Source organism: Bradyrhizobium sp. USDA 4454 (assembly GCF_054822705.1).
Map to the genome: position 1 here is coordinate 5314654 of NZ_JBTRCN010000001.1, position 19096 is coordinate 5333749.

Here is a 19096-nt window from a genome sequence, read left to right on the forward strand (position 1 = left end):
GCGGGAACGCGATGAAGCGGCGCCTCTCGGCGCTTACTTGCAGCGCTTTACTTGAATGCCGAACTGACGGCGGTGAATTGTCCCGCCACCTGGGTGCCGATGCCCCTGACGCCCGCGACGATCACGATGCTGATGCCGCCAGCAATGATGGCGTATTCGATCGCGGTCGCTCCGACCTCATCTCGCAGAAATCTTGCCAGCAACGCGCGCATGAAAAGCTCCTGTCCGACGCTCGCGGCTTTGTCTCCCGCGCCGTAGTAATATTCCAGCAAAACTAGGCCACATTGGTTGACGGCCCATTGAGGGACAGGATGAACGGTCGCTTAAAGGTTGCGCAGAAACTCGCTGCCAGTTTTGCCTGCATCACGGTGCCGCCGCGCGCGGAATTCGCCCGCGATTGGGCGTAAACGCATATCAGGACTACCCGATCCGGCCCGCCGCTCGGCTTTACCCGTCGGCGGAATCCTGTTCCTTTATCGGACAGGACGACAACGAGGCCGGAACGAACCGGCCGCATCCACAGGGAGTGACCGTCATGAAGCTCGGCACCGCGATCGCGGAAATCATGAAGCGCGAGGGGATCGAGATCCTCACGGGTTACCCGGTCAACCATCTGATCGAATACGCCGCCGCCGCCGACATCCGTCCCGTGATGGTGCGCCAGGAGCGCATCGGCGTGCACATGGCGGACGCGATCTCGCGCGTCACCTCGGGCGAGAAGATCGGCGCATTCTGCATGCAGCACGGCCCCGGCGCCGAGAACGCGATGGGCGGCGTCGCGCAGTGCTACGGCGAATCCGTGCCCGTGCTGGTGCTGCCGATGGGCTATCCGCGCAGGCTTGCCAACATCGACCCGAACTTCAATTCCAGCCAGGCGATGAAGGCGTTCTCGAAATCGTCCGAGCCGATCAACATCGCAGCTGAGGTCGGCAACATCTTCCGCCGCGCCTTCACCAAATTGAAGAACGGCCGCGGCGGTCCGGTGATCGTGGAAATCCCTGCCGACATGTGGAACGAGGAGGTGCCGGAGCCGCTGAACTACACGCCGGTGCTGCGCACCCGCTACGGCGCCGATCCTGTCCATGTGACGGAAGCCGCCGCGCTGCTGATCAACGCCAAGCGTCCGGTGATCTATGCCGGCCAGGGCGTACACTACGCGAAGGCCTGGCCGCAGCTGAAGCGCCTCGCCGAGCGGCTCGCGATCCCGGTCACCACAAGCCTCGGCGGCAAATCGTCATTCCCGGAGACGCATCCGCTATCGCTCGGCTCCGGCGGCCTCGCAGTGCCGCGCGCGGTCCCGAAATTCCTCGCTGAGGCCGACGTGATCTTCGGCATCGGCTGCTCCTTCACCGAGACCTCGTTCGGCATCGCGATGCCGAAGGGCAAGACCATCATCCATTCGACGCTCGATCCGAACCACATCAACAAGGACGTCGAGGCCAAAATCGGCCTGGTCGGCGACGCCGGCCTCGTGCTCGACGCGCTGCTCGAGGAGATCGGCAAGACCGTGACCTCGGACCGCAACGCCGGCGCGGTCGCGGAAGAGATCGCCGCGTCCCACAAGGAATGGCTCGCCAAATGGATGCCCAAGCTGACGCATAACGACGCGCCGCTCAATCCCTACCGCGTGCTGTGGGACCTGCAGCACACCGTCGATATCCACAACACCATCATCACCCATGACGCCGGAAGCCCGCGCGACCAGCTGTCGCCGTTCTGGAAATCGGTCGAGCCGTTGTCCTATATCGGTTGGGGCAAGACCACGCAGCTCGGCTACGGCCTCGGCCTTGCGATGGGTGCCAAGCTGGCAAAGCCGGACAAGCTCTGCATCAACGTCTGGGGCGACGCCGCGATCGGCTTCACCGGCATGGATTTCGAGACCGCGGTGCGCGAGCGGATCCCGATCATGTCGATTCTCTTGAACAATTTCTCGATGGCGATCGAGTTGAAGGTGATGCCGATCTCGACCGAGAAATATCGCTCCACCGATATTTCCGGCGACTACGCCGCGATGGCGCGCGCCTTCGGCGGCTATGGCGAGCGGGTGACCAAGCCGGAAGACATCATCCCCGCGATCAAGCGCGGCATTCAGAAGACCAAGGAAGGCATCCCGGTGCTGCTGGAATTCATCACCAGCAAGGAAACTGAGGTGTCGCGGCCGGGGACGTGAGGCGACCTCACACGCCCCTCACCCACTTGATTTGACCTCGCAAGCGCAGGCAAGCTCCCTCCGACGCAACATCGGAGGGAGCAATGGCGCGCATCCTGGTGCTGGGGGCCGGCTTTGCCGGGCTGTGGGCTGCGCTTGGTGCGGCCCGCAAGCGTGACGAGGTCGGCGCGCAGGCGGCGGACACCGAGATCCTCGTCGTCGATCGCAACGCCTATCACAACATCCGGGTACGCAATTACGAGGTCGATCTCGGCGACGTCGCGCTGCCGCTCAAGGACCTGCTCGATCCGGTGGGGGTCGGGCACAGAGTGGCTGAGGTCACGGCGATCGATGCGGCGAAGCGCGAAGTCGTGGTCAAGACCGGCGCGGGCGCCGAGCGCCTGAGCTACGACCGGTTGCTGCTGACGACCGGCAGCGAGCTGATGCGCCCTGCCATAGCAGGCCTTGCCGCGCACGGTTTCGACGTCGACACCTATGACGCCGCGATGCAGCTCGACGCGCATCTGGCGGCACTCGGCAGGGCGCCGCCGTCGCCGGCGCGTTCGACGGTCGCGGTCGTCGGTGCCGGATTCACCGGGATCGAGGTCGCGGCCGAGATGCCGGCCAAGCTCGCGCACGCCGGCATCACGGGCGATCATCGCGTGATCCTGATCGATCCCAATCCGGTGGTCGGCGCGACCTTCGGCGCGCCTGGCCGTCCCGTCATCAACGAGGCACTGGCCGCGCTCGGCGTCGAGACGCGGCTGAATGTCAGGGTCAATGCCGTCGGCGCCGACAGCATCACGCTCGACAGCGGCGAGATCATTCCGACCAAAACCGTGGTGTGGTGCGCCGGCATGCGCGCGAGCCCGCTTGCCGCGATGCTGGCGGGCAAGCACGACGCGCTCGGCCGACTCGCGGTCGATCATACCATGCGGGTTGAGGGTCTCGACGGCGTGTTCGCCGCGGGCGACGTCGCGTCCTGCCTGATCGACGGCGAACATCCGACCGTGATGTCGTGCCAGTTCGCGCGGCCGATGGGCCGCTTCGCCGGGCACAATGTTGTGGCCGACCTGTTCGGCGAAAAGCTGCTGCCGCTCACCATCGATTGGTATGTGACGGTGCTCGATCTCGGCGCCTGGGGCGCGCTCTACACCACCGGCTGGGACCGCGAGGTGCACACCACAGGCGCAGCCGCAAAACTCACCAAGCAGACCATCAACCGGCAGCGCATCTATCCGCCGCGCAACGGCGATCGCGCCGCGCTGCTGGCGGCCGCCGCGCCGACGATCCAGGCAGCGCCGCCGACGCGCAAATAGCAAAAGGGGCGGCCACCGCGTGACCGCCCTCGCTTTCTCCAATGCTCGCTGCTGCTTACTGCGACAGCTTCACGAAGTTCGGAAACTTCATCTGGCCCTCCGCGATCGCCTTCGGCCAGACCGTGATCTGCTTGCCGTTCTGCCATTGGAACACGAGGCCGGTGACGGCGCCCGGGCCGGACTTGATGCCGTGGGTGAACTCGTCATTCTTGCCGTAGAACTGGATCTTGCCGATCGTGCCTTCGAAGTCGGTCTTCTCGAGTTCGGCGACCATCTTGTCCGGATCGGTCGAGCCGGCGCGCTGGATCGCTTCCGCGATGATGTAGACCTCGTCATAGGCGGTGTAGCCGGTATAGGCCGGCGGCGTGCCGAACTTGGCCTTGAAGGCGGCCGCGAACGGCTTTGTCTTCGGCGTCACCGCGACGTCGGGCGTCGCCACCGCGAGCGATGGCACGCCTTCGGCCGCGCCGTTGGTGTCGCCCCAGAATGTCGGGCTCAGCGCCTGCGCACTGATGCCGAACATCGGGATCGGCACCTGCTGGTTCTTCCACTGCACCGTCGGCTGCACGCCGACATGGGAGATGCCGGTGACGATCACGTCGGGCTTGGCCGCTTCCACCTTGTTGAAGATCGGCGTGAAGTCGGTGGTGTCGGGCGAGAAGCGGATGTGCTCGACCACCTTCAGCCCGACCTTCGGCAGGCAGGCCTCGTAGCCGACGTCGAGCGGCTTGGTCCAGGCCGCGTCCTCGCTCATGATCGCGACCGATTTGAACTTGAGCTGGTCGACCAGAAGCTCCTTGGCCGCATCGCAGACCAGCTGCGCCTGCGCCGCCGAGGTCAGGTAGCCGTGGAAGGTGTACTTGTTCTTCTCATAGTCGTTGTGGATGGCCTTGGTGATCTCGTTGGAGGCGGCGCCGGGCGTGATCAGCGGCATCTTCAGCCGCGCGGCCCACGGTTCGAGCGCCAGCACGACCTCGCTGATGTAGCTCGCGATCACGGCCGAAACCTTGTCCTCGCTCACCGCACGCTGGAAGGCGCGCACCGAATCGGCCGACGAGCTTTTGTTGTCGTAGGTGACGATCTCGATCTTGCGGCCCATCACGCCGCCCTTGGCGTTGATCTCGTCGGCCGCGATCTGCGCGCCGCCCGGCGTTGCCGCCCCTGCGATCGCCTGCACCTCGGCGATGACGCCGATCTTGATCGGATCGCTGGACTGCGCATAGGCCGGCGCCGCGAGGCACAGCGCGAGCGCCGTCGCCAACAGGCTCGCACGGGTGGCGGTTGAATAGCGTGGCATGATGATCTCCCTTGCTTTGTCTTTGTTTTGGAATTTCGAACGTTACAGAAAGTCCTTGCCGGCCTCCGCGGCGAACCGGCCCGGATCGCCCTCCCAGACGATCCGCGCGTGCTCCAGCACATAGACGCGGTCGGCATGCGGAAGCGCAAACGTCACGTTCTGCTCGCCGAGCAGCACCGTGATCTTGGTGGTCTGGCGCAGCTTCTCCAGCGCCTTCGACAACAGTTCGAGGATGACGGGCGCGAGGCCCAGCGTTGGCTCGTCGAGGATCAGGATCTGCGGCTGCATCATCAGCGCGCGCCCGATCGCCAGCATCTGCTGCTCGCCGCCGGACAGCGTCTGCGCCATCTGGCCCTGACGCTCCTTCAGGATCGGGAACAGCTCGAACAGCCAGGCGAGCTGTTTCGCCCGCGCCGCATCGTCGAGATGCTGGCCGCCGAGGTCGAGGTTCTCCCGCACCGTCATCTCGCCGAACAGCTCGCGCGATTCCGGGCACTGCACGAGGCCGGAGCGGGCGATCTTGGCCGGCCCGGTGCCGCGCAACGTCTGGCCGCTGCGCAGGATCTCACCGGTATAGGGCAGGAAGCCCGAGATGGTGTTGAACAGCGTGGTCTTGCCGGCACCGTTGAGGCCGACGACGGAGACGAACTCGCCTTCATGGACGTGGATCGAGACGTTCTCCAGCGCCTGCGCCTTGCCGTAATGCACGCTGACATTCTCGACCTGCAGCAGCGGCACCTTGTCCTTGAACGAGGTCTCGGGCCGCGCATGGGTCTCGATCGCGCCGCCGAGATAAACCCGCCGCACCGTCTCGTTCTTCATTACATCCGCGGCGCGGCCGGTCGTGATCTCCTCGCCGAGATACATCGCGAGCACGCGGTCGACCAGCGCGGCAACGCTCTTGACGTTGTGGTCGACCAGCATCACCGCGCGCCCCTCGTCGCGGAAGCTGCGGATCAATTGCGAGAACATGCCGACCTCGGCACTGGTCAGCCCGGCGAAGGGCTCGTCGACCAGCACCACTTTTGGATCACGCGCGATTGCCTTCGCCAGTTCCAGCCGGCGCAGATCGGCGAACGGCAGCGTCGGCGGACGGCGGTTCATCACCGCCCCCAGGCCGACGCGCGCGGCGATCCACTTGGCGCGCTCGGTCAGCGCCTTATCGGGGAACAGCATCAACAGGCTGTCGGGCAGCAGCGCGACCATGATGTTCTCGAGCACGGTCTGCCGGTTCAGCGGCCGCGAGTGCTGGAACACCATGCCAAAACCCTTGCGCGCGATTCTGTGCGCAGGCAGGCCAGCGACGTTCTCGCCCTCGAACAGCACCTCGCCCGCAGTCGGACGCTCGATGCCCATCACGCTCTTCATCGCGGTCGACTTGCCGGAGCCGTTCGGCCCGATCAGGCCGAGGATCTCGCCGGGATGCAGGTCGAACGAGAGGTTCTTCACGGCGGTGAGGCCGCCGAATCTCTTGGTCAGTCCGCGGACGGTGAGGGTTGCGGTGGTCACAGTCTGATCCATCAGGAGCGCGCCTCGCGTGACAGGGCCGCTCCGAGGAAGCCGCCGGGGAAGAACAGGACGACGAGCAGCGCCACCCCCGAGACGATGAAGGTTGCAAGCTCGCCGGTCGGGCGCAGGAATTCGCCGGCGACGATCAGGAAGATCGCACCCAGCGCCGCCCCCAGCACGGTGCGCCGGCCGCCGAGCACGGCGGAGACGATCACGTTGACGCCGACCGCGACGTCGACCACGGTGCCGACCGAGGCGGTGCCGAAGTAGAACACCAACAGCGCCCCCGACAGGCCCGAGAAGAACGCGCTGACGATGAAGGCCGCGAGCTTGTGCTTGACGATGTTGAAGCCGAGCGCGCCGGCCTGCACCGGATCCTGTCCGCTCGCCTGCAACACCAGTCCGACGGGCGATTGCGACAGGCCGTACAGAATCGCCGCGCTCACGGTCATGAAGCCGAGCGCGATCCAGTAATTGGTGCCGGCATTGATGGAGATGACATCGGGAATGGTGAGTCCGATCTCGCCGCCGGTGAGATCGGCGAACACCACGACGAAGTTCTGCAGCATCAAGACCGCGACCAGCGTGGTGAGACCGAAATACGGCCCCCTCACCCGCAGCGCCGGCAGCGCCAGCACGAAGCCCGCGACCACAGAGGCCAGCGCGCCGAGCAGGATGCAGACATAGACCGACCAGCCATACTGGTTGTTGAGGATGCCGGCGGTGTAGGCGCCGGTGCCGATCAGGAAGGTCGGCCCGAAATTGACCTCGCCGGCGAAGCCGAACAACAGGTCCCAGGCCATCGCGAACACGCCGAAATAGAACGCGACGGTGAGCAGGCCGAGGATGTAGCCTGAGACATAGAGCGGCAGCGTCGCCGCGATTGCCACGCAGGCGAGCGAAATGAAGAACAGGCGCGAGGTGAAGAAGTTGGCCATCTCAGCGCCTCCCCAACAGGCCCTGAGGCCGGATATACATCACGAACACCAGGAGCAGCAGCGCCGGAATGGTGCGGTAGGCCGGCGAAATCATGTAGGCGGTGATGGTTTCGAGATAGCCGACCACGAAGGCCGCGATCAGCGAGCCCGACACGCTGCCGAGGCCGCCGAGCACCACGATCGAGAACGCGCTCGCGGTCAACGGGCCGACGCTGTAGGAGCTGACGCCTAAGAACATGCCGAGCAGCACGCCGGCGATCCCGGCCAAAATGCCGTAGATGCCCCACACCACGATGTAGATCTGGGTGAGCTCGAGCCCGAGCAAGGTGACGCCGCGCGGGTTCATCGAGGCCGCCAGCACCGCCTTGCCGGTCCGCGTGCGGTTCACCAGCAGCCACAGCAGGCCGATCACGAGGCAGCACACCAGCGCGGTGAAGATGTTGTTGCGCGGCGTGCGGTTGCCGAAGATATCCACGACGCCCTCGACGATCGGCAGCACCGTCTTGGCATTGTTGGTGAAGAAATAGGCGATCAGCTCCTGGATCATGATGCCCCACAGCAGCGTGCCGGTGAGGACGAAGATTTCCTTCTCCTCATTGGGGATCCGCCTCGAATTCTGGATCGGCTTGACGACCGCGAAATAAGTCGCGAACGACACGATCAGCGCCACGCCGACACCGAACAGCGCGCCGGTGTAGATGTCGAGGTGCAGCACGCTGGCCGCGGCCCAGGCCGCGACCGCTGCGGCCACCATGATGGCGCCGTGGGAGAGGTTGAGCACGCCGGAGACACCGAAGATCAGGGTGAAGCCGGTGGCGCCGAGCGCATAGAGCGCACTGATGGCAAAGCCATCGATCAGGATTTGTAAGGCAAGCATCTCATATCGGCCGCGGCAGCAGGGCTGCCTGTTGTGGAGGACGCGGAACTGAATGCGGATGCTCCCGGGACCGGCCCGGGAGCATGGTCATCGGTCAGTTGGTGGTGAGCTTGACGAAGCTCGGGAACTTGAGGTCGCTCTTGGCGACCTCCTTCGGCCAGACCGCGACCTGCTTGCCGCCCTGCCACTGCAGCATCAGTCCGGTGATCAGGCCCTTGCCGTACTTGATCGAATGGGTGAACGGATCGTCCTTGCCGTAGAACTGGACGCGTCCGATGGTGCCTTCCCAATCGGTCTTCTCCAGCGCATCGACCATCTTGTCGGCCTCGACCGAGCCGGCGCGCTTCACCGCATCGGCGATGTAGTAGACCTCGTCATAGGCGGTGTAGCCCGCATAGGACGGGTAGTTGCCGTAGCGCTTCTTGAAGCCGTCCGCGAACGGCACCGACTTCGGCGTCACCGCGACGTTCGGGCCCGACACGCCCTGATACAGCACGCCTTCCGCCGCATCATTGGTGTCCTTGCCGAAGGTCTCGTTGGTCGCCTGCGAGGAGATGCCGAACATCGGGATCGGCACCTGCTGGTTCTTCCACTGCACCGTCGGCTGCACGCCGACATGCGAGATGCCGGTGATGATCACGTCGGGCTTCGCGCCTTCGACCTTGTTGAAGATCGGCGTGAAGTCCGTGGTGTCGGGCGAGAAGCGGATATGGTCGACGACCTTGAGCCCGATCTTGGGCAGGCACTCCTCGTAGCCTGCGTCGAGCGGCTTGGTCCAGGCCGCGTCTTCGCTCATGATGACCGCGGTCTTCATGTGCTTCTGATCGACCAGGAGCTCCTTGGCGGCGTCGCAGACCGACAGCGCCAGCGCCGCCGAGGTCAGGTAGCCGTGGAAGGTGTACTTGTTCTTCTCGTAATCGGCGTGGACGCTCTTGCTGATCTCGTTGGAGGCCGCACCGGGCGTGACGAACGGCGTCTTCAGGCGCGAGGCCCACGGCTCGAGCGCCAGCACCACTTCGCTGATGTAGCTCGAGATGACGACGTTGACCTTGTCCTCATTGACCGCGCGCTGGAACGCACGCACGGAATCTGCCGAGGAGGAGTGATTGTCGTAGGAGACGATCTCGATCTTGCGGCCATCGATGCCGCCCTTGGCGTTGATCTCGTCGGCGGCGAGCTGCGCGGCCTGCGGGATCGAGGCTCCCGCAATCGCCTGAGCTTCGGCGATCACGCCGATCTTGAGCGTGTCGGCGGCCCGCGCTCCGCTCGAGGCCACAGCCAGCAGGCCCAACACGGCCGCTCCGGCAAGTTGCTGCATCGCTTGGACAGGCAGTCGCGATGTTCTTTTCACCCTGTTTCACTCCTCTTGTTCTTATTCGGCTGCTTCGAGCTCTTGGGGCGGGACTATAGCCGCGACAAAATGCGCAGCAAGTGGAACTGCGCGCAGATCGCCATGCACGGATGGCAACTAAAGTAGTGGGTGGGCGGTTTGCGGCTGAACAAAGATGAGGCAGCGCGGGAATAAAAGCGTGGGACGCAGGTCTTTCAAATCGTCATTGCAATGACGGTGAGGTGAGCACGCACGTCAGGCTCCCTCTCCCCTTGCGGGAGAGGGTGGGGAGAGGGGTGGCCCCGGGCGAGCTGATCGGTGCGCGTATCGCCTTCGCAACTTGTGTGCTTGTCATCGTGACGACGCGGAGAGGTCACGTCGTGTGGTACCCCTCTCCCCAGCCCTCCCCCGCAAGGGGGGAGGGAGCCCTGCCGCCGGTAGCTCCCTCACGCGCGCTTGCTACCGAATTGAGCGGCGAAGAGCACCGCCCGGACAGATCATGTCGCGAGAAAGCGGTTGTATGACTCGCAGACCCGACTCCGGTGAATGAGGCGACAGCCTACTCCGCCATCTCCGCCGGCGGTCGCGTGGCGGGGCCGGCGAGCGGGCGTTCTTCCATCGCGATCATGCAGATCGAAGCCGTGGTCAGCAGCACGGCGGCGGCGCCGAACACGTAGCGAAATGCGGTGATCATGTCGGCCATCGGGATCGCGCTGACGGCGCCGGCGGAAGCAGCATGATGCTCACCGGCGAGCGAGATATCGGTGCCGAGCGTCATCAAGAGGATCGTGGTGAAGGCGGCAACCGTGAAGGAGGCCATCATGGCGCGGAAGAAGTTCATCGCACCGGTCACGGTGCCGACCTGCGGCCGCGCCACCGCGTTCTGCAACGACACCACGCTGATCGGGAACGTGGTGCCGAGCCCGAGCGCGAACACGCTCATGACAAGCAGCAAGCCCCACAGCGGCAGCGTCGTCACCGCCATGCCGACGGCACAGATCGCAGCCGCCGACGTGCCGACGATCGCGACGCGCTTGTAGTGCTTGGCCTTCGCCATGGTCCGGCCGGCGATCGCCGCACCAAAGGTCGAGATAGCCGCAAGCGGGATCAGCGCAAGGCCGGCCTCGCTGGCGGTGAGGTGATAGACCACCTCGTAGTACAGCGGCAGGTGCACGGTGAGGCCGACCATGGCGCCGAGCGCACAGCCGCCCGCGCCCATCGCGAACGGCACCACCGAGCCGCCGAGCAGCGACAGCGGCAGGAACGGTTCGTCGGCGCGGCGCGCGTGCCAGACGAAGGCGCCGGCGAGCGCGATCGAGGCGCCGATCATCGCGGTGATGGTCGGCGACAACCACGAGAGACGCGTGCCGCCCCAGGTCAGCACCAGCATCAAGACGACGGCCGAGGCCATCAGCAGCACGCCGCCGAGCCAGTCGACCTCGCGCTTGCGGTGGAACACCGGGATCTTGCCCATCTTCGGCAGCAGCAGCGCCAGCGCGGCGGCTGCGAGCGGCAGGTTGATCCAGAAGATCATCGACCAGTGCAGATGCTCGGCGAACACGCCGCCGACCACCGGGCCAAGAATGCCGCCGGCCATCCAGACGCTGGAGAAATAGGCCTGATAGCGGCCGCGCTCGCGCGGGGTCACCACGTCGGAGATCACGGTCTGGACCACCGGCATGATGCCGCCGCCACCGAGCCCCTGCAGGCCGCGGGCAATGATCAGCATGGTCATGCTGGGCGCGATCGCGCACAGCACCGAACCGACCACGAACAGGCTGAGCGAGGTGATGATCATGATGCGGCGGCCATAGATGTCGCTCAGCGTGCCGAACACCGGCGCCACCGCGGTGGACGCGAGCAGATAGGCCGTGATCACCCAGGACAGATTGGTGACGTCGTGAAACTGGCGCCCGATCGTCGGCAGCGCGGTCGCGACAATGGTCTGGTCGAGCGCGGCCAGGAACATCGTCAGCATCAGGCTGATGACGATGGTGCGGACTTCGTCCGGATGGAGCGGTGCCGGCGGCGCCAGCGGCGGCGCGTCGCTGAGCTCGATCACCTCGCTTGGAAGACGGGACAGCTCTTCGGCAATGTCCTCAGGCAATGTCTGTTGGTCGGCAGGAAAACGGCTCTGCCGTTCATACTTGTTCATTTGAGGCGTAATGCTGCTGCGCAGGCGCGTCCTGCGATGGAATCATTCTCTGTTTTGCAATTTATGCAGCAATTGCCTGCTGAGGCAGGCACCCCAGCGCATGGGTGCATCCCACCGCGATGGTCTCGCAATGACGTGATCGCGGACGCAGCGGCAACGTCACGCCTTGGTCGGCTTGCCGAGCGGCTTCGGCCGCTTCTTCAATTGGGCGCGTTTCGGCAACAAGGCTGGCCACCGCACAATGTGATCCTCGAGATCGGCGTCGTTGACGTCGATCTCGGTGCCCTCGACGCGACCGCGCACCGAGACCCCGGCTTCATGAACGGTGTTGGGATCGCCGGAGATCAGCGGATGCCACCAGTAAAGGTCCCTACCCTCGGCGACCAGCCGGTAGGCGCAACTCGGCGGCAGCCAGTTCAGGGTTCGGACATTCTCGGGCGTCAGGCGGACGCAATCCGGAACCTGGTCGGAACGGTTCGGATAGTCCTTGCAGGCGCACAGGCCGGAATCCAGCAGCTTGCAGGAGATATGGGTAAAGTAGATCTTGCCGGTGTCCTCGTCCTCGAGCTTCTCCAGGCAGCAGCGGGCGCAGCCGTCACACAGGCTCTCCCATTCGGCGTTGGACATTTCCTCCAACGTCTTGGTTTTCCAGAAGAATCCTTCCTGGTCCGACGGGCGCTTAGACGGTGCGGTCATGATATCCCTGAATTGACGGTGCAGCTTTTCTTGGGATGCCGGCGCCCCCTCCGCAAGGGGGTGCGATTGCGGGGTCGCAAAAGGCGGTGGGCAGCGTTAGGCCTTTCATTAAATTCGCCAGCCGCGCCATTGGTTTATGGCAGCCGCTCGGATAGAAAGTGGAACGAGTCCCCAACGACGCAAAAGCGCCTTGGGATTGCCGCAACATCGAAGCAAGACGCTGGCCTGGGCCCGTTAGGGCGCCCGCAGTGCTGTCAAACTGATCAAGGGTCGGTCCTTTCAGATCATGCCGTCGCATTGGAAACAGAAGGTCCGGAATTTTTTCCTGGACCTCGATGCGCGTATCGACTCGACACTATTTTCGTCGGGCAAGGGCCTGCGCGAGCTCTACGAGCGCTATTCCACCTTCATGGACCGCTTCTATGTCGGCCGCTGGAAGCGCTGGGTGTTCATCGAACCACTGTCGGAAGCCGCAACCCTTGGGCTCGCCGGCATGATCCTGCTGCTGACGCTCGCGATCCCGGCGTTTCGCGAGACCGCGGACGAGGACTGGCTGAAGAAGTCCGACCTCGCGGTGACGTTCCTCGACCGTTACGGCAACCCGATCGGCAGCCGCGGCATCAAGCATAATGACTCGATCCCGCTGGAAGACTTTCCGGACAACCTGATCAAGGCGACGCTCGCCACCGAAGACCGCCGCTTCTACGACCATTTCGGCATCGACGTGCCGGGCCTCGCCCGCGCGCTCGTCACCAACGCGCAGGCCGGCGGCGTCCGCCAGGGCGGTTCGTCGATCACCCAGCAGCTCGCCAAGAACCTGTTCCTGAACAACGAGCGCACCATCGAGCGCAAGGTGAAGGAAGCCTTCCTCGCGATCTGGCTCGAGACGCGGCTGACCAAGAACGAGATCCTCAAGCTCTATCTCGACCGCGCCTATATGGGCGGCGGCACCTTCGGCGTCGACGGCGCCGCGCACTTCTACTTCAACAAGTCGGTGCGCGACGTGAACCTCGCGGAAGCCGCGATGCTCGCCGGCCTGTTCAAGGCGCCGACCAAATACGCCCCGCACATCAACCTGCCCGCGGCGCGCGCCCGCGCCAATGTCGTGCTCGACAATCTCGTCGATGCCGGCTTCATGACCGACGGCCAGGTGTTCGGCGCCCGCCGCAATCCCGCGGTCGCGGTCGACCGGCGCGACGAGAATTCGCCGAACTATTATCTCGACTACGCCTTCGACGAGATGCGCAAGCTGGTCGACACCTTCCCGAAATCCTACACCGAGCGCGTCTTCGTGGTCCGCACCGCGATCGACATGAACGTGCAGCACGCGGCCGAGGAAGCGATCGAGAACCAGCTCCGCCAGTTCGGTCGCGACTATCACGCGACCCAGGCCGCGACCGTGGTGTCCGATCTCGACGGCGGCGTTCGCGCCATGGTCGGCGGACGCGACTACGGATCGAGCCAGTTCAACCGCGCCACCGACGCCTATCGCCAGCCCGGCTCCTCGTTCAAGCCGTATGTCTACACCACCGCGCTGCTCAACGGCTTCACGCCCAATTCGAAGATCGTCGACGGTCCGGTCTGCATCGGCAATTGGTGCCCGCAGAACTATGGCCACTCCTATTCCGGCCTGATCACGCTGACGCAGGCGATCACGAATTCGATCAACGTCATCCCGGTGAAGCTGTCGATTGCGATCGGCCAGAAGCTGCAGCCGAAGGCGCCCAATCCGGCCAAGTTCGGCCGCGCCGCGATCGTCGAGGTGGCGCGGCGGTTCGGCCTCACGGCGCCGCTGCCCGATACGCCGTCGATGCCGATCGGCTCCGACGAAGTCACGGTGCTCGAGCATGCGGTCGCCTATGCCACCTTCCCGAACCGCGGCAAGTCCGTGACGCCGCATGCCGTGCTCGAGGTCCGCACCGGCGCCGGCGATCTGGTCTGGCGCTGGGACCGCGACGGTCCGAAGCCGCGGCAGGCGATCCCGCCGAACATCGCCGCCGACATGGCCGGCATGATGAGCCACGTGGTCAGCGAAGGCACCGCGCGCCGCGCCGCGCTCGACGGCATTCCGACCGCGGGCAAGACCGGCACCACCAACGCCTATCGCGACGCCTGGTTCGTCGGCTATACCGGCAACTTCACCTGCGCGGTGTGGTACGGCAATGACGACTATTCGCCGACCAACCGCATGACCGGCGGCTCGCTGCCGGCGCAGACCTGGCACGACATCATGGTTGCTGCGCACCAGGGTGTGGAAGTCCGCGAGCTCACCGGCGTCGGCATGGGCCAGAAGCTGCCGCAGGCGGCGCAGGCCAATGCCCAGGCCAATGCGGCGCCGCGCGTCCTTGAGACCAAGCCGGGTCCGCCGCCGGTGCTGACCAAGCGGGGTGCGGATATCCTGGTGCGGGTCGAGAAGCTGCTCGACGATGCCGCCAGAACCGCTGAAAAGACCACCGGCAAGACCACGCTGAACGAGCCCTCGAAGACCGGCCAAGCGGAGTCCTCGAGCGCGCTGGCGTTCCCCGAAAACTACGTTGCCGCGGCCGGGCCGGACGGCGCGACACCATCTGTGCCACGCAAGAACTGACGTGCGGCTGCTCCTCACCACTTTGCTGGCTCTCGTGATCGCCACCGCCGTCGGCCTCGGCCTGACCTATGCGACGGCGACGCGCGGCACCGATCTCGGCACGCTGAAGATCGGCGCCTGGACCGCGCGGCCGAAGATCGGCACCTCCGACGTCGATCCCTATTCGCGCGCCACCATCGCGCGCAGCGGCGAGCTGCCGATCGGCACCGGCGACGGCATCGCGTTCTCGGCGACGACCGACGACAAGAACAAGCCGCTCGACGGCCGCTGCGACGTCGTGGTCAGCGGCGTGACCCCGGCGGCGCGGTTCTGGACGCTGACGCTGTTCGACCGCAAGGGCCACCTCGTCGCCAATTCGCTGCAGCGCTACGGCTTCACCAGCCAGGAGATCATGCGCGCCTCCGACGGCACGTTCGAGATCCACATCGCCTCACGCTCGCGCGCCGGCAACTGGCTGCCGACCGGCGGCATCGAGCGCTATGCGCTGATGCTGCGGCTGTACGACACGCCGGTCGGGGTCGCGACCCGCACCCAGCGCGACGCGCCGATGCCCTCGATCGCAACGACGGGCTGTTCATGATCCGCGTGCTGCTCACCATCCTCGCAGGCGTGCTGCTCGGCGGCGTGGTGCATCTCGTCAGCGTGCTGGCGCTGCCGCGCATCGCCTCGCAGGACGCCTATTCGCGGCTGACGCCGATGACCAAGCTCAACGAGGTGACGCAGCTGCCGCTGGCCGACCCGAGCCACGCGCCGATGCCGCTGATGGATCCGGCCTTCGCGGTGGCGATCTGCCGCTACGATCTCTCGACCGGGCCGCTCAAGCTGACCGTGCCGGTCAGCCAGGCCTACACCTCGGTGTCGTTCTACACCCGCAACGAGGTGGCCTATTACGCGATCAACGACCGCTCGGCCGGCAAGAAGGTGATCGAGCTCGACCTGATGACCGAGGCGCAGCACAACGATCTGCCCGAGGACGAGGAAGTCACCGCGGCCGACCGGCTGATCATCGACTCGCCGACCTCGACCGGGCTGATCCTGCTGAAGGCGCTGGCGCCGGAGCCCGGCCTGATGCCGCAGGCGCAGGCCTCGCTCGCGGCCGCCTCGTGCAAGGTGCAAAGCGAGCCGGTCGCGGCCAAGCAGGAGGCACCGCCGCCTCCGCCGCAGCCCGCTCCGGCCCCGCCGCCCGCAGCACGCAAGCGCTAGCTTGCCAATGCCACGTGCCGGCCGCAGCGGCAGTTCTCGTAATCGACCGGATCGTGGCTGTTGACGATCGTGACGTCGGCGCCATGCGCCGCCTTCAATTGCCGTAGCCGCTCCTGATTCTGGACGCGCGTCGCGCGATCCATGTCCGCCCGGCGCTGGAACATGCCGAGTACCAGCGGGATCCGCGGCCTTGCATCGAGCTGCGCGTGATGAAAGTAGGCATCGCCGGCGTGCAGCAGCCACTTGCCCTTGTCGCGCACCGCGATGCCGCAATGTCCGAGCGTGTGGCCGTGCAGCGGGATCATCAGAACGTCCGGCTCGCGATCGCCGAGTGCGCGCACGCCCCTGAAGCCGAACCAGTCCTCGCCATCGGCGTCATAGAACGCCCAGTCGGGCCCGTGCTGCCACTGCGCCGTGATGTAGCGTCCCACCGGCGGTGCGACCTGATGCGTCACCGCCATATCGTATTCCCTGCGGTGGACATGCACCCTGGCCTTCGGAAAGTCAGGCACGCCGCCGGCATGGTCGCGATCGAGATGCGTCAGCAGCACATGGCGCACATCATCAGGCGAGAAGCCGAGCGCCTTCACTTGCTGGACAGCGGTCTCGGCCGGGTCGAGCCGCGGCGTGGTCTGCCGGACCCATTTACGCCCGAGCCGCGGCGGATCGCCGATGTCGCCGAGCCCGATCCCGGTGTCGACCAGCACGAGGCCGTCATTGCTCTCGACCAGCAGACAGTGACAGACTATCCGCGCCCGCTGGAAGATGCTGCCGCTGCCGTTCACGAGCCGCTTGCCGATCGGGCACATGGTGCCGGTGTTGAGATGATGGATGCGCATGACAAATCCTCCGCTAGGGCCGAGGCAGACTTGCCACTCGCCATTCCATAGGTAAAATATTGTTTCTCTATCGATACGATAGGATAGACCTATGGATATCCGCGAACTCCGCTACTTCGCCGCGGTCTACCGCGAGCGCAACCTGACCGCGGCGGCAAAGCGCTGCTTCATCTCGCAGCCGTCGATCTCGGCGGCGATCACCAATCTCGAGGCCGAGCTCGGCACCACGCTGTTCATCCGGCACAAGAAGGGCATGGCGCCGACGGAGTCGGCCGCGCAATTCCACGGCATCGCCCGCAGGATCATCGACGAGGCGGATGCCGCGCGAAACCTGTTCCGCAAGCCAGCAACAAAGCAGGCGCTGACGCTCGGCCTGTTACGCACGCTCGATCAGGCGCGGACCATCGCGCTGCTGAAACCGCTGACCGGCAATGCCGATCTCGCGCTCCGGCTGGTCGGCGCCAACGAGAAAGCGGATGCGCGCATCGTCGCCAAGACCATGACCGGCGCCGGCGAGCACTTCATCCCGCTCTGGAGCGAGCGTTACGTCGCAGCGCTGCCGCCGTCACATCCCCTCACTCTGAAGGAGACGCTGCGGACCACCGACTTCGCCGGCGTTCCGATGATCGACCGCTGCCATTGCGAGCAACAGGAATTCTTCAAGCGTACCTCGCCGCCGCGCAAGCCGGTGGCGATCGCGGAATCCGAGGAATGGGCGATGGCGCTGGTTGCGGCCGGGGTCGGCGTTGCGATCGTCCCCGAAGGCGTGGCGCGCGGCAATCCCGACGTCGCAATGCGCTCGATCGATGTCGAGGTGACGCGCCAGGTCGGTCTCGCCTATCCGTCGGCGCAGCCGCCGTCCGATGCGCTGAAGGCGTTCATTGCAAGCCTGCCGCGGCAAGCGAGCAGCCGCCGTGCCAAGTCGACGGCGAGGAAGATGAAGCGCGCCTAGCCCTTCGTCACCACGGCGTGGCCCGTGACCGGCGCAGAAATCAGCGGCGCGTTGGCGGTGAGCCGGGCGAGCTCATTGATCTGGCGCTCGGCGTCGGCCGCCATGCCGTCGGGCGCCTGGATCACCAGCCGCTCCAGCGCCCAGCGATAGGACGCAATCCGCCGCTCCAGGCTCTGCTGGACCCATTGCACGATCAGCGCGTTCTCTTCCATCCGCGCCACCGCATCAGCCCGCTCCCTCGGCGATACGTCGGCGATCATCTTGAGGCTGGCGCTGCGCTTGCGGTCGAGCTCGATCACCTGGGCCGCGGTGGCGAAGAACGGCTCGAAGCGGGTGATGTCGTCACGCACCTCGTCGATCAGGAGCGAATAGCGCGACGCGAACGAGCGGTGCGGCTCGTCGATGAGATTGCGCCCATACATCGTGCGATCGAACACGACATTCTGCCGCCATGGTGCGGGCAGCGGCTGGTAATCGCCGAACACGCTCTTCCAGGCCGGCCGCGACAGCGGCGGCTCGATGAACTGATAGGCGAGATCGCGCAGCTGGCGTTCGTGTTCGGTGAGCTGGAATTGCGAGGCGTTCTTGCCGACGCTGCCGGTCGCCTCGGCCCCGATCCAGCGATGCATGTCGTCGTTGCGAAAATCGGCGCGGGTGCGGCCGAAATCGCCGCCGCTGCAGCCCGCGAGCGCTGTGCCCGCCAATAACAGGATCAGCGCCGGGAGTGACCGCCGGGCGGCGGTCCACTGCACAAGCTGCGGCATTGCACGATGTCCGCGATCAGGAGCGGCGTCGGCGACGGCGGCCCTGCGCAGTGCCCTGCTCCGGCCCGCGACCACCGCCGGTCTCCTCCGTCGTTCGCTCGATCCGGACGACGGGAAGGATCAGCACGGTCCCCATGCCTTCGCCGGCAGCACCGACAACACTCGGCCGCCGTGCAGCCGCATCCGCCGGAAACTCAACGATGGTGCCCATGTTCCGTTCTCTCTGGCCCCGCACGGACATGATTTGCCCCGCGCACGCCGAGTTAAGAACGGGCATGGTTAACGACATCTTAAACTGCCGATACGGACGGTTACGGATATGGCGCTGTGCCTTAATAGCCACGGGCAAATTCGAGCGTTTGCCTTCACGGCTTGTTTTCCTTAACTGCGTCTTAAAACAGCCTGCGTAGGCTCGCGGCCACAAGGTTTTCAAAACCGAGTCCTACTGGCAAGTCGCGTACGCCCGAGATGAGCGCAGCTC

Annotated in this window: 17 protein-coding genes; 6 read left to right on the forward strand and 11 right to left on the reverse strand. The window is 65.4% G+C overall.

What is annotated here, in order from left to right; all coding sequences use genetic code 11:
• Nucleotides 1-47: 47 nt before the first annotated feature.
• Nucleotides 48-272 (reverse strand): Flp family type IVb pilin, encoded by a 225-nt coding sequence (locus ACVIW0_RS24800; RefSeq protein ID WP_461354732.1) that lies wholly within the window; start codon nucleotides 270-272, stop codon nucleotides 48-50.
• A gap of 263 nt (nucleotides 273-535) precedes the next feature.
• On the opposite strand from ACVIW0_RS24800, the gene ACVIW0_RS24805 reads away from it, so the two are divergent.
• A complete protein-coding gene (locus ACVIW0_RS24805) occupies nucleotides 536-2170 on the forward strand; it encodes a thiamine pyrophosphate-requiring protein (protein ID WP_461354733.1) in 1635 nt (544 codons plus the stop codon).
• An 83-nt stretch (nucleotides 2171-2253) separates the two neighbouring features.
• Nucleotides 2254-3468, forward strand: a complete 1215-nt coding sequence (locus ACVIW0_RS24810; protein ID WP_461354734.1) for an NAD(P)/FAD-dependent oxidoreductase — start codon at nucleotides 2254-2256, stop codon at nucleotides 3466-3468.
• A 55-nt stretch (nucleotides 3469-3523) separates the two neighbouring features.
• Here the strand turns inward: ACVIW0_RS24810 and ACVIW0_RS24815 are convergent, their stop codons facing one another.
• From ACVIW0_RS24815 to ACVIW0_RS24845, 7 genes are all read right to left on the reverse strand, one after another.
• Complete coding sequence (locus ACVIW0_RS24815) at nucleotides 3524-4765, reverse strand: ABC transporter substrate-binding protein (RefSeq protein ID WP_461354735.1); 1242 nt, start codon at nucleotides 4763-4765, stop codon at nucleotides 3524-3526.
• A gap of 42 nt (nucleotides 4766-4807) precedes the next feature.
• A complete protein-coding gene (locus ACVIW0_RS24820; protein ID WP_461354736.1) occupies nucleotides 4808-6286 on the reverse strand; it encodes an ATP-binding cassette domain-containing protein in 1479 nt (492 codons plus the stop codon).
• On the reverse strand, nucleotides 6286-7212 hold the full coding sequence (locus tag ACVIW0_RS24825) for a branched-chain amino acid ABC transporter permease (protein ID WP_461354737.1): 927 nt from the start codon (nucleotides 7210-7212) through the stop codon (nucleotides 6286-6288). Before ACVIW0_RS24825 ends, ACVIW0_RS24820 begins: the two co-directional genes overlap by 1 nt.
• Before the next feature lies 1 nt (nucleotide 7213).
• Nucleotides 7214-8089, reverse strand: coding sequence for a branched-chain amino acid ABC transporter permease (locus ACVIW0_RS24830; protein WP_018270667.1), 876 nt, complete (start codon nucleotides 8087-8089; stop codon nucleotides 7214-7216).
• 94 nt (nucleotides 8090-8183) lie between these two features.
• Nucleotides 8184-9407: an ABC transporter substrate-binding protein gene (locus ACVIW0_RS24835; RefSeq protein ID WP_461354738.1), complete on the reverse strand. Its 1224-nt coding sequence runs from the start codon at nucleotides 9405-9407 to the stop codon at nucleotides 8184-8186.
• Nucleotides 9408-9978: 571 nt separating this feature from the next.
• Entirely contained in the window at nucleotides 9979-11574 is a 1596-nt protein-coding gene (locus ACVIW0_RS24840; RefSeq protein WP_461354739.1) for an MDR family MFS transporter, read from the reverse strand.
• Nucleotides 11575-11733: 159 nt separating this feature from the next.
• A complete protein-coding gene (locus ACVIW0_RS24845) occupies nucleotides 11734-12270 on the reverse strand; it encodes a YcgN family cysteine cluster protein (RefSeq protein ID WP_461354740.1) in 537 nt (178 codons plus the stop codon).
• 286 nt (nucleotides 12271-12556) lie between these two features.
• Here ACVIW0_RS24845 and ACVIW0_RS24850 point away from each other — a divergent pair, with 286 nt between their 5' ends.
• Genes ACVIW0_RS24850 through ACVIW0_RS24860 form a run of 3 tightly spaced genes read left to right on the forward strand, consistent with a single transcriptional unit; the run spans nucleotide 12557 to nucleotide 16060 of the window.
• Nucleotides 12557-14857: a transglycosylase domain-containing protein gene (locus tag ACVIW0_RS24850; protein ID WP_461354741.1), complete on the forward strand. Its 2301-nt coding sequence runs from the start codon at nucleotides 12557-12559 to the stop codon at nucleotides 14855-14857.
• A gap of 1 nt (nucleotide 14858) precedes the next feature.
• Nucleotides 14859-15437: a DUF1214 domain-containing protein gene (locus tag ACVIW0_RS24855; RefSeq protein WP_461354742.1), complete on the forward strand. Its 579-nt coding sequence runs from the start codon at nucleotides 14859-14861 to the stop codon at nucleotides 15435-15437.
• Nucleotides 15434-16060, forward strand: coding sequence for a DUF1254 domain-containing protein (locus tag ACVIW0_RS24860; protein ID WP_461354743.1), 627 nt, complete (start codon nucleotides 15434-15436; stop codon nucleotides 16058-16060). The genes ACVIW0_RS24855 and ACVIW0_RS24860 overlap by 4 nt, the downstream gene beginning before the upstream one ends.
• On the opposite strand, the gene ACVIW0_RS24865 is transcribed toward ACVIW0_RS24860, so the two are convergent.
• Nucleotides 16057-16899 carry an MBL fold metallo-hydrolase gene (locus ACVIW0_RS24865; RefSeq protein ID WP_461354744.1) on the reverse strand — a complete coding sequence of 281 codons (843 nt, stop codon included), beginning with the start codon at nucleotides 16897-16899 and terminating at the stop codon, nucleotides 16057-16059. The genes ACVIW0_RS24860 and ACVIW0_RS24865 overlap by 4 nt on opposite strands.
• 91 nt (nucleotides 16900-16990) lie before the next feature.
• Here ACVIW0_RS24865 and ACVIW0_RS24870 point away from each other — a divergent pair, with 91 nt between their 5' ends.
• Nucleotides 16991-17851, forward strand: a complete 861-nt coding sequence (locus ACVIW0_RS24870) for a LysR family transcriptional regulator (RefSeq protein ID WP_461354745.1) — start codon at nucleotides 16991-16993, stop codon at nucleotides 17849-17851.
• Here ACVIW0_RS24870 and ACVIW0_RS24875 read toward each other — a convergent pair.
• Nucleotides 17848-18615 (reverse strand): hypothetical protein, encoded by a 768-nt coding sequence (locus tag ACVIW0_RS24875; RefSeq protein ID WP_461354746.1) that lies wholly within the window; start codon nucleotides 18613-18615, stop codon nucleotides 17848-17850. The genes ACVIW0_RS24870 and ACVIW0_RS24875 overlap by 4 nt on opposite strands.
• A 16-nt stretch (nucleotides 18616-18631) precedes the next feature.
• A complete protein-coding gene (locus ACVIW0_RS24880; protein ID WP_212018878.1) occupies nucleotides 18632-18826 on the reverse strand; it encodes a hypothetical protein in 195 nt (64 codons plus the stop codon).
• Nucleotides 18827-19096: the final 270 nt, after the last annotated feature.

Excerpts from the sequence above, each read along its gene's own strand:
- ACVIW0_RS24805 (WP_461354733.1), top strand. The coding sequence starts at position 536 with ATGAAGCTCGGCACCGCGATCGCGGAAATCATGAAGCGCGAGGGGATC.
- ACVIW0_RS24810 (WP_461354734.1), top strand. The coding sequence starts at position 2,254 with ATGGCGCGCATCCTGGTGCTGGGGGCCGGCTTTGCCGGGCTGTGGGCT.
- ACVIW0_RS24815 (WP_461354735.1), bottom strand. The coding sequence starts at position 4,765 with ATGCCACGCTATTCAACCGCCACCCGTGCGAGCCTGTTGGCGACGGCG.
- ACVIW0_RS24820 (WP_461354736.1), bottom strand. The coding sequence starts at position 6,286 with ATGGATCAGACTGTGACCACCGCAACCCTCACCGTCCGCGGACTGACC.
- ACVIW0_RS24825 (WP_461354737.1), bottom strand. The coding sequence starts at position 7,212 with ATGGCCAACTTCTTCACCTCGCGCCTGTTCTTCATTTCGCTCGCCTGC.
- ACVIW0_RS24830 (WP_018270667.1), bottom strand. The coding sequence starts at position 8,089 with ATGCTTGCCTTACAAATCCTGATCGATGGCTTTGCCATCAGTGCGCTC.
- ACVIW0_RS24835 (WP_461354738.1), bottom strand. The coding sequence starts at position 9,407 with ATGCAGCAACTTGCCGGAGCGGCCGTGTTGGGCCTGCTGGCTGTGGCC.
- ACVIW0_RS24840 (WP_461354739.1), bottom strand. The coding sequence starts at position 11,574 with ATGAACAAGTATGAACGGCAGAGCCGTTTTCCTGCCGACCAACAGACA.
- ACVIW0_RS24845 (WP_461354740.1), bottom strand. The coding sequence starts at position 12,270 with ATGACCGCACCGTCTAAGCGCCCGTCGGACCAGGAAGGATTCTTCTGG.
- ACVIW0_RS24850 (WP_461354741.1), top strand. The coding sequence starts at position 12,557 with ATGCCGTCGCATTGGAAACAGAAGGTCCGGAATTTTTTCCTGGACCTC.
- ACVIW0_RS24860 (WP_461354743.1), top strand. The coding sequence starts at position 15,434 with ATGATCCGCGTGCTGCTCACCATCCTCGCAGGCGTGCTGCTCGGCGGC.
- ACVIW0_RS24865 (WP_461354744.1), bottom strand. The coding sequence starts at position 16,899 with ATGCGCATCCATCATCTCAACACCGGCACCATGTGCCCGATCGGCAAG.
- ACVIW0_RS24870 (WP_461354745.1), top strand. The coding sequence starts at position 16,991 with ATGGATATCCGCGAACTCCGCTACTTCGCCGCGGTCTACCGCGAGCGC.
- ACVIW0_RS24875 (WP_461354746.1), bottom strand. The coding sequence starts at position 18,615 with ATGCCGCAGCTTGTGCAGTGGACCGCCGCCCGGCGGTCACTCCCGGCG.
- ACVIW0_RS24880 (WP_212018878.1), bottom strand. The coding sequence starts at position 18,826 with ATGGGCACCATCGTTGAGTTTCCGGCGGATGCGGCTGCACGGCGGCCG.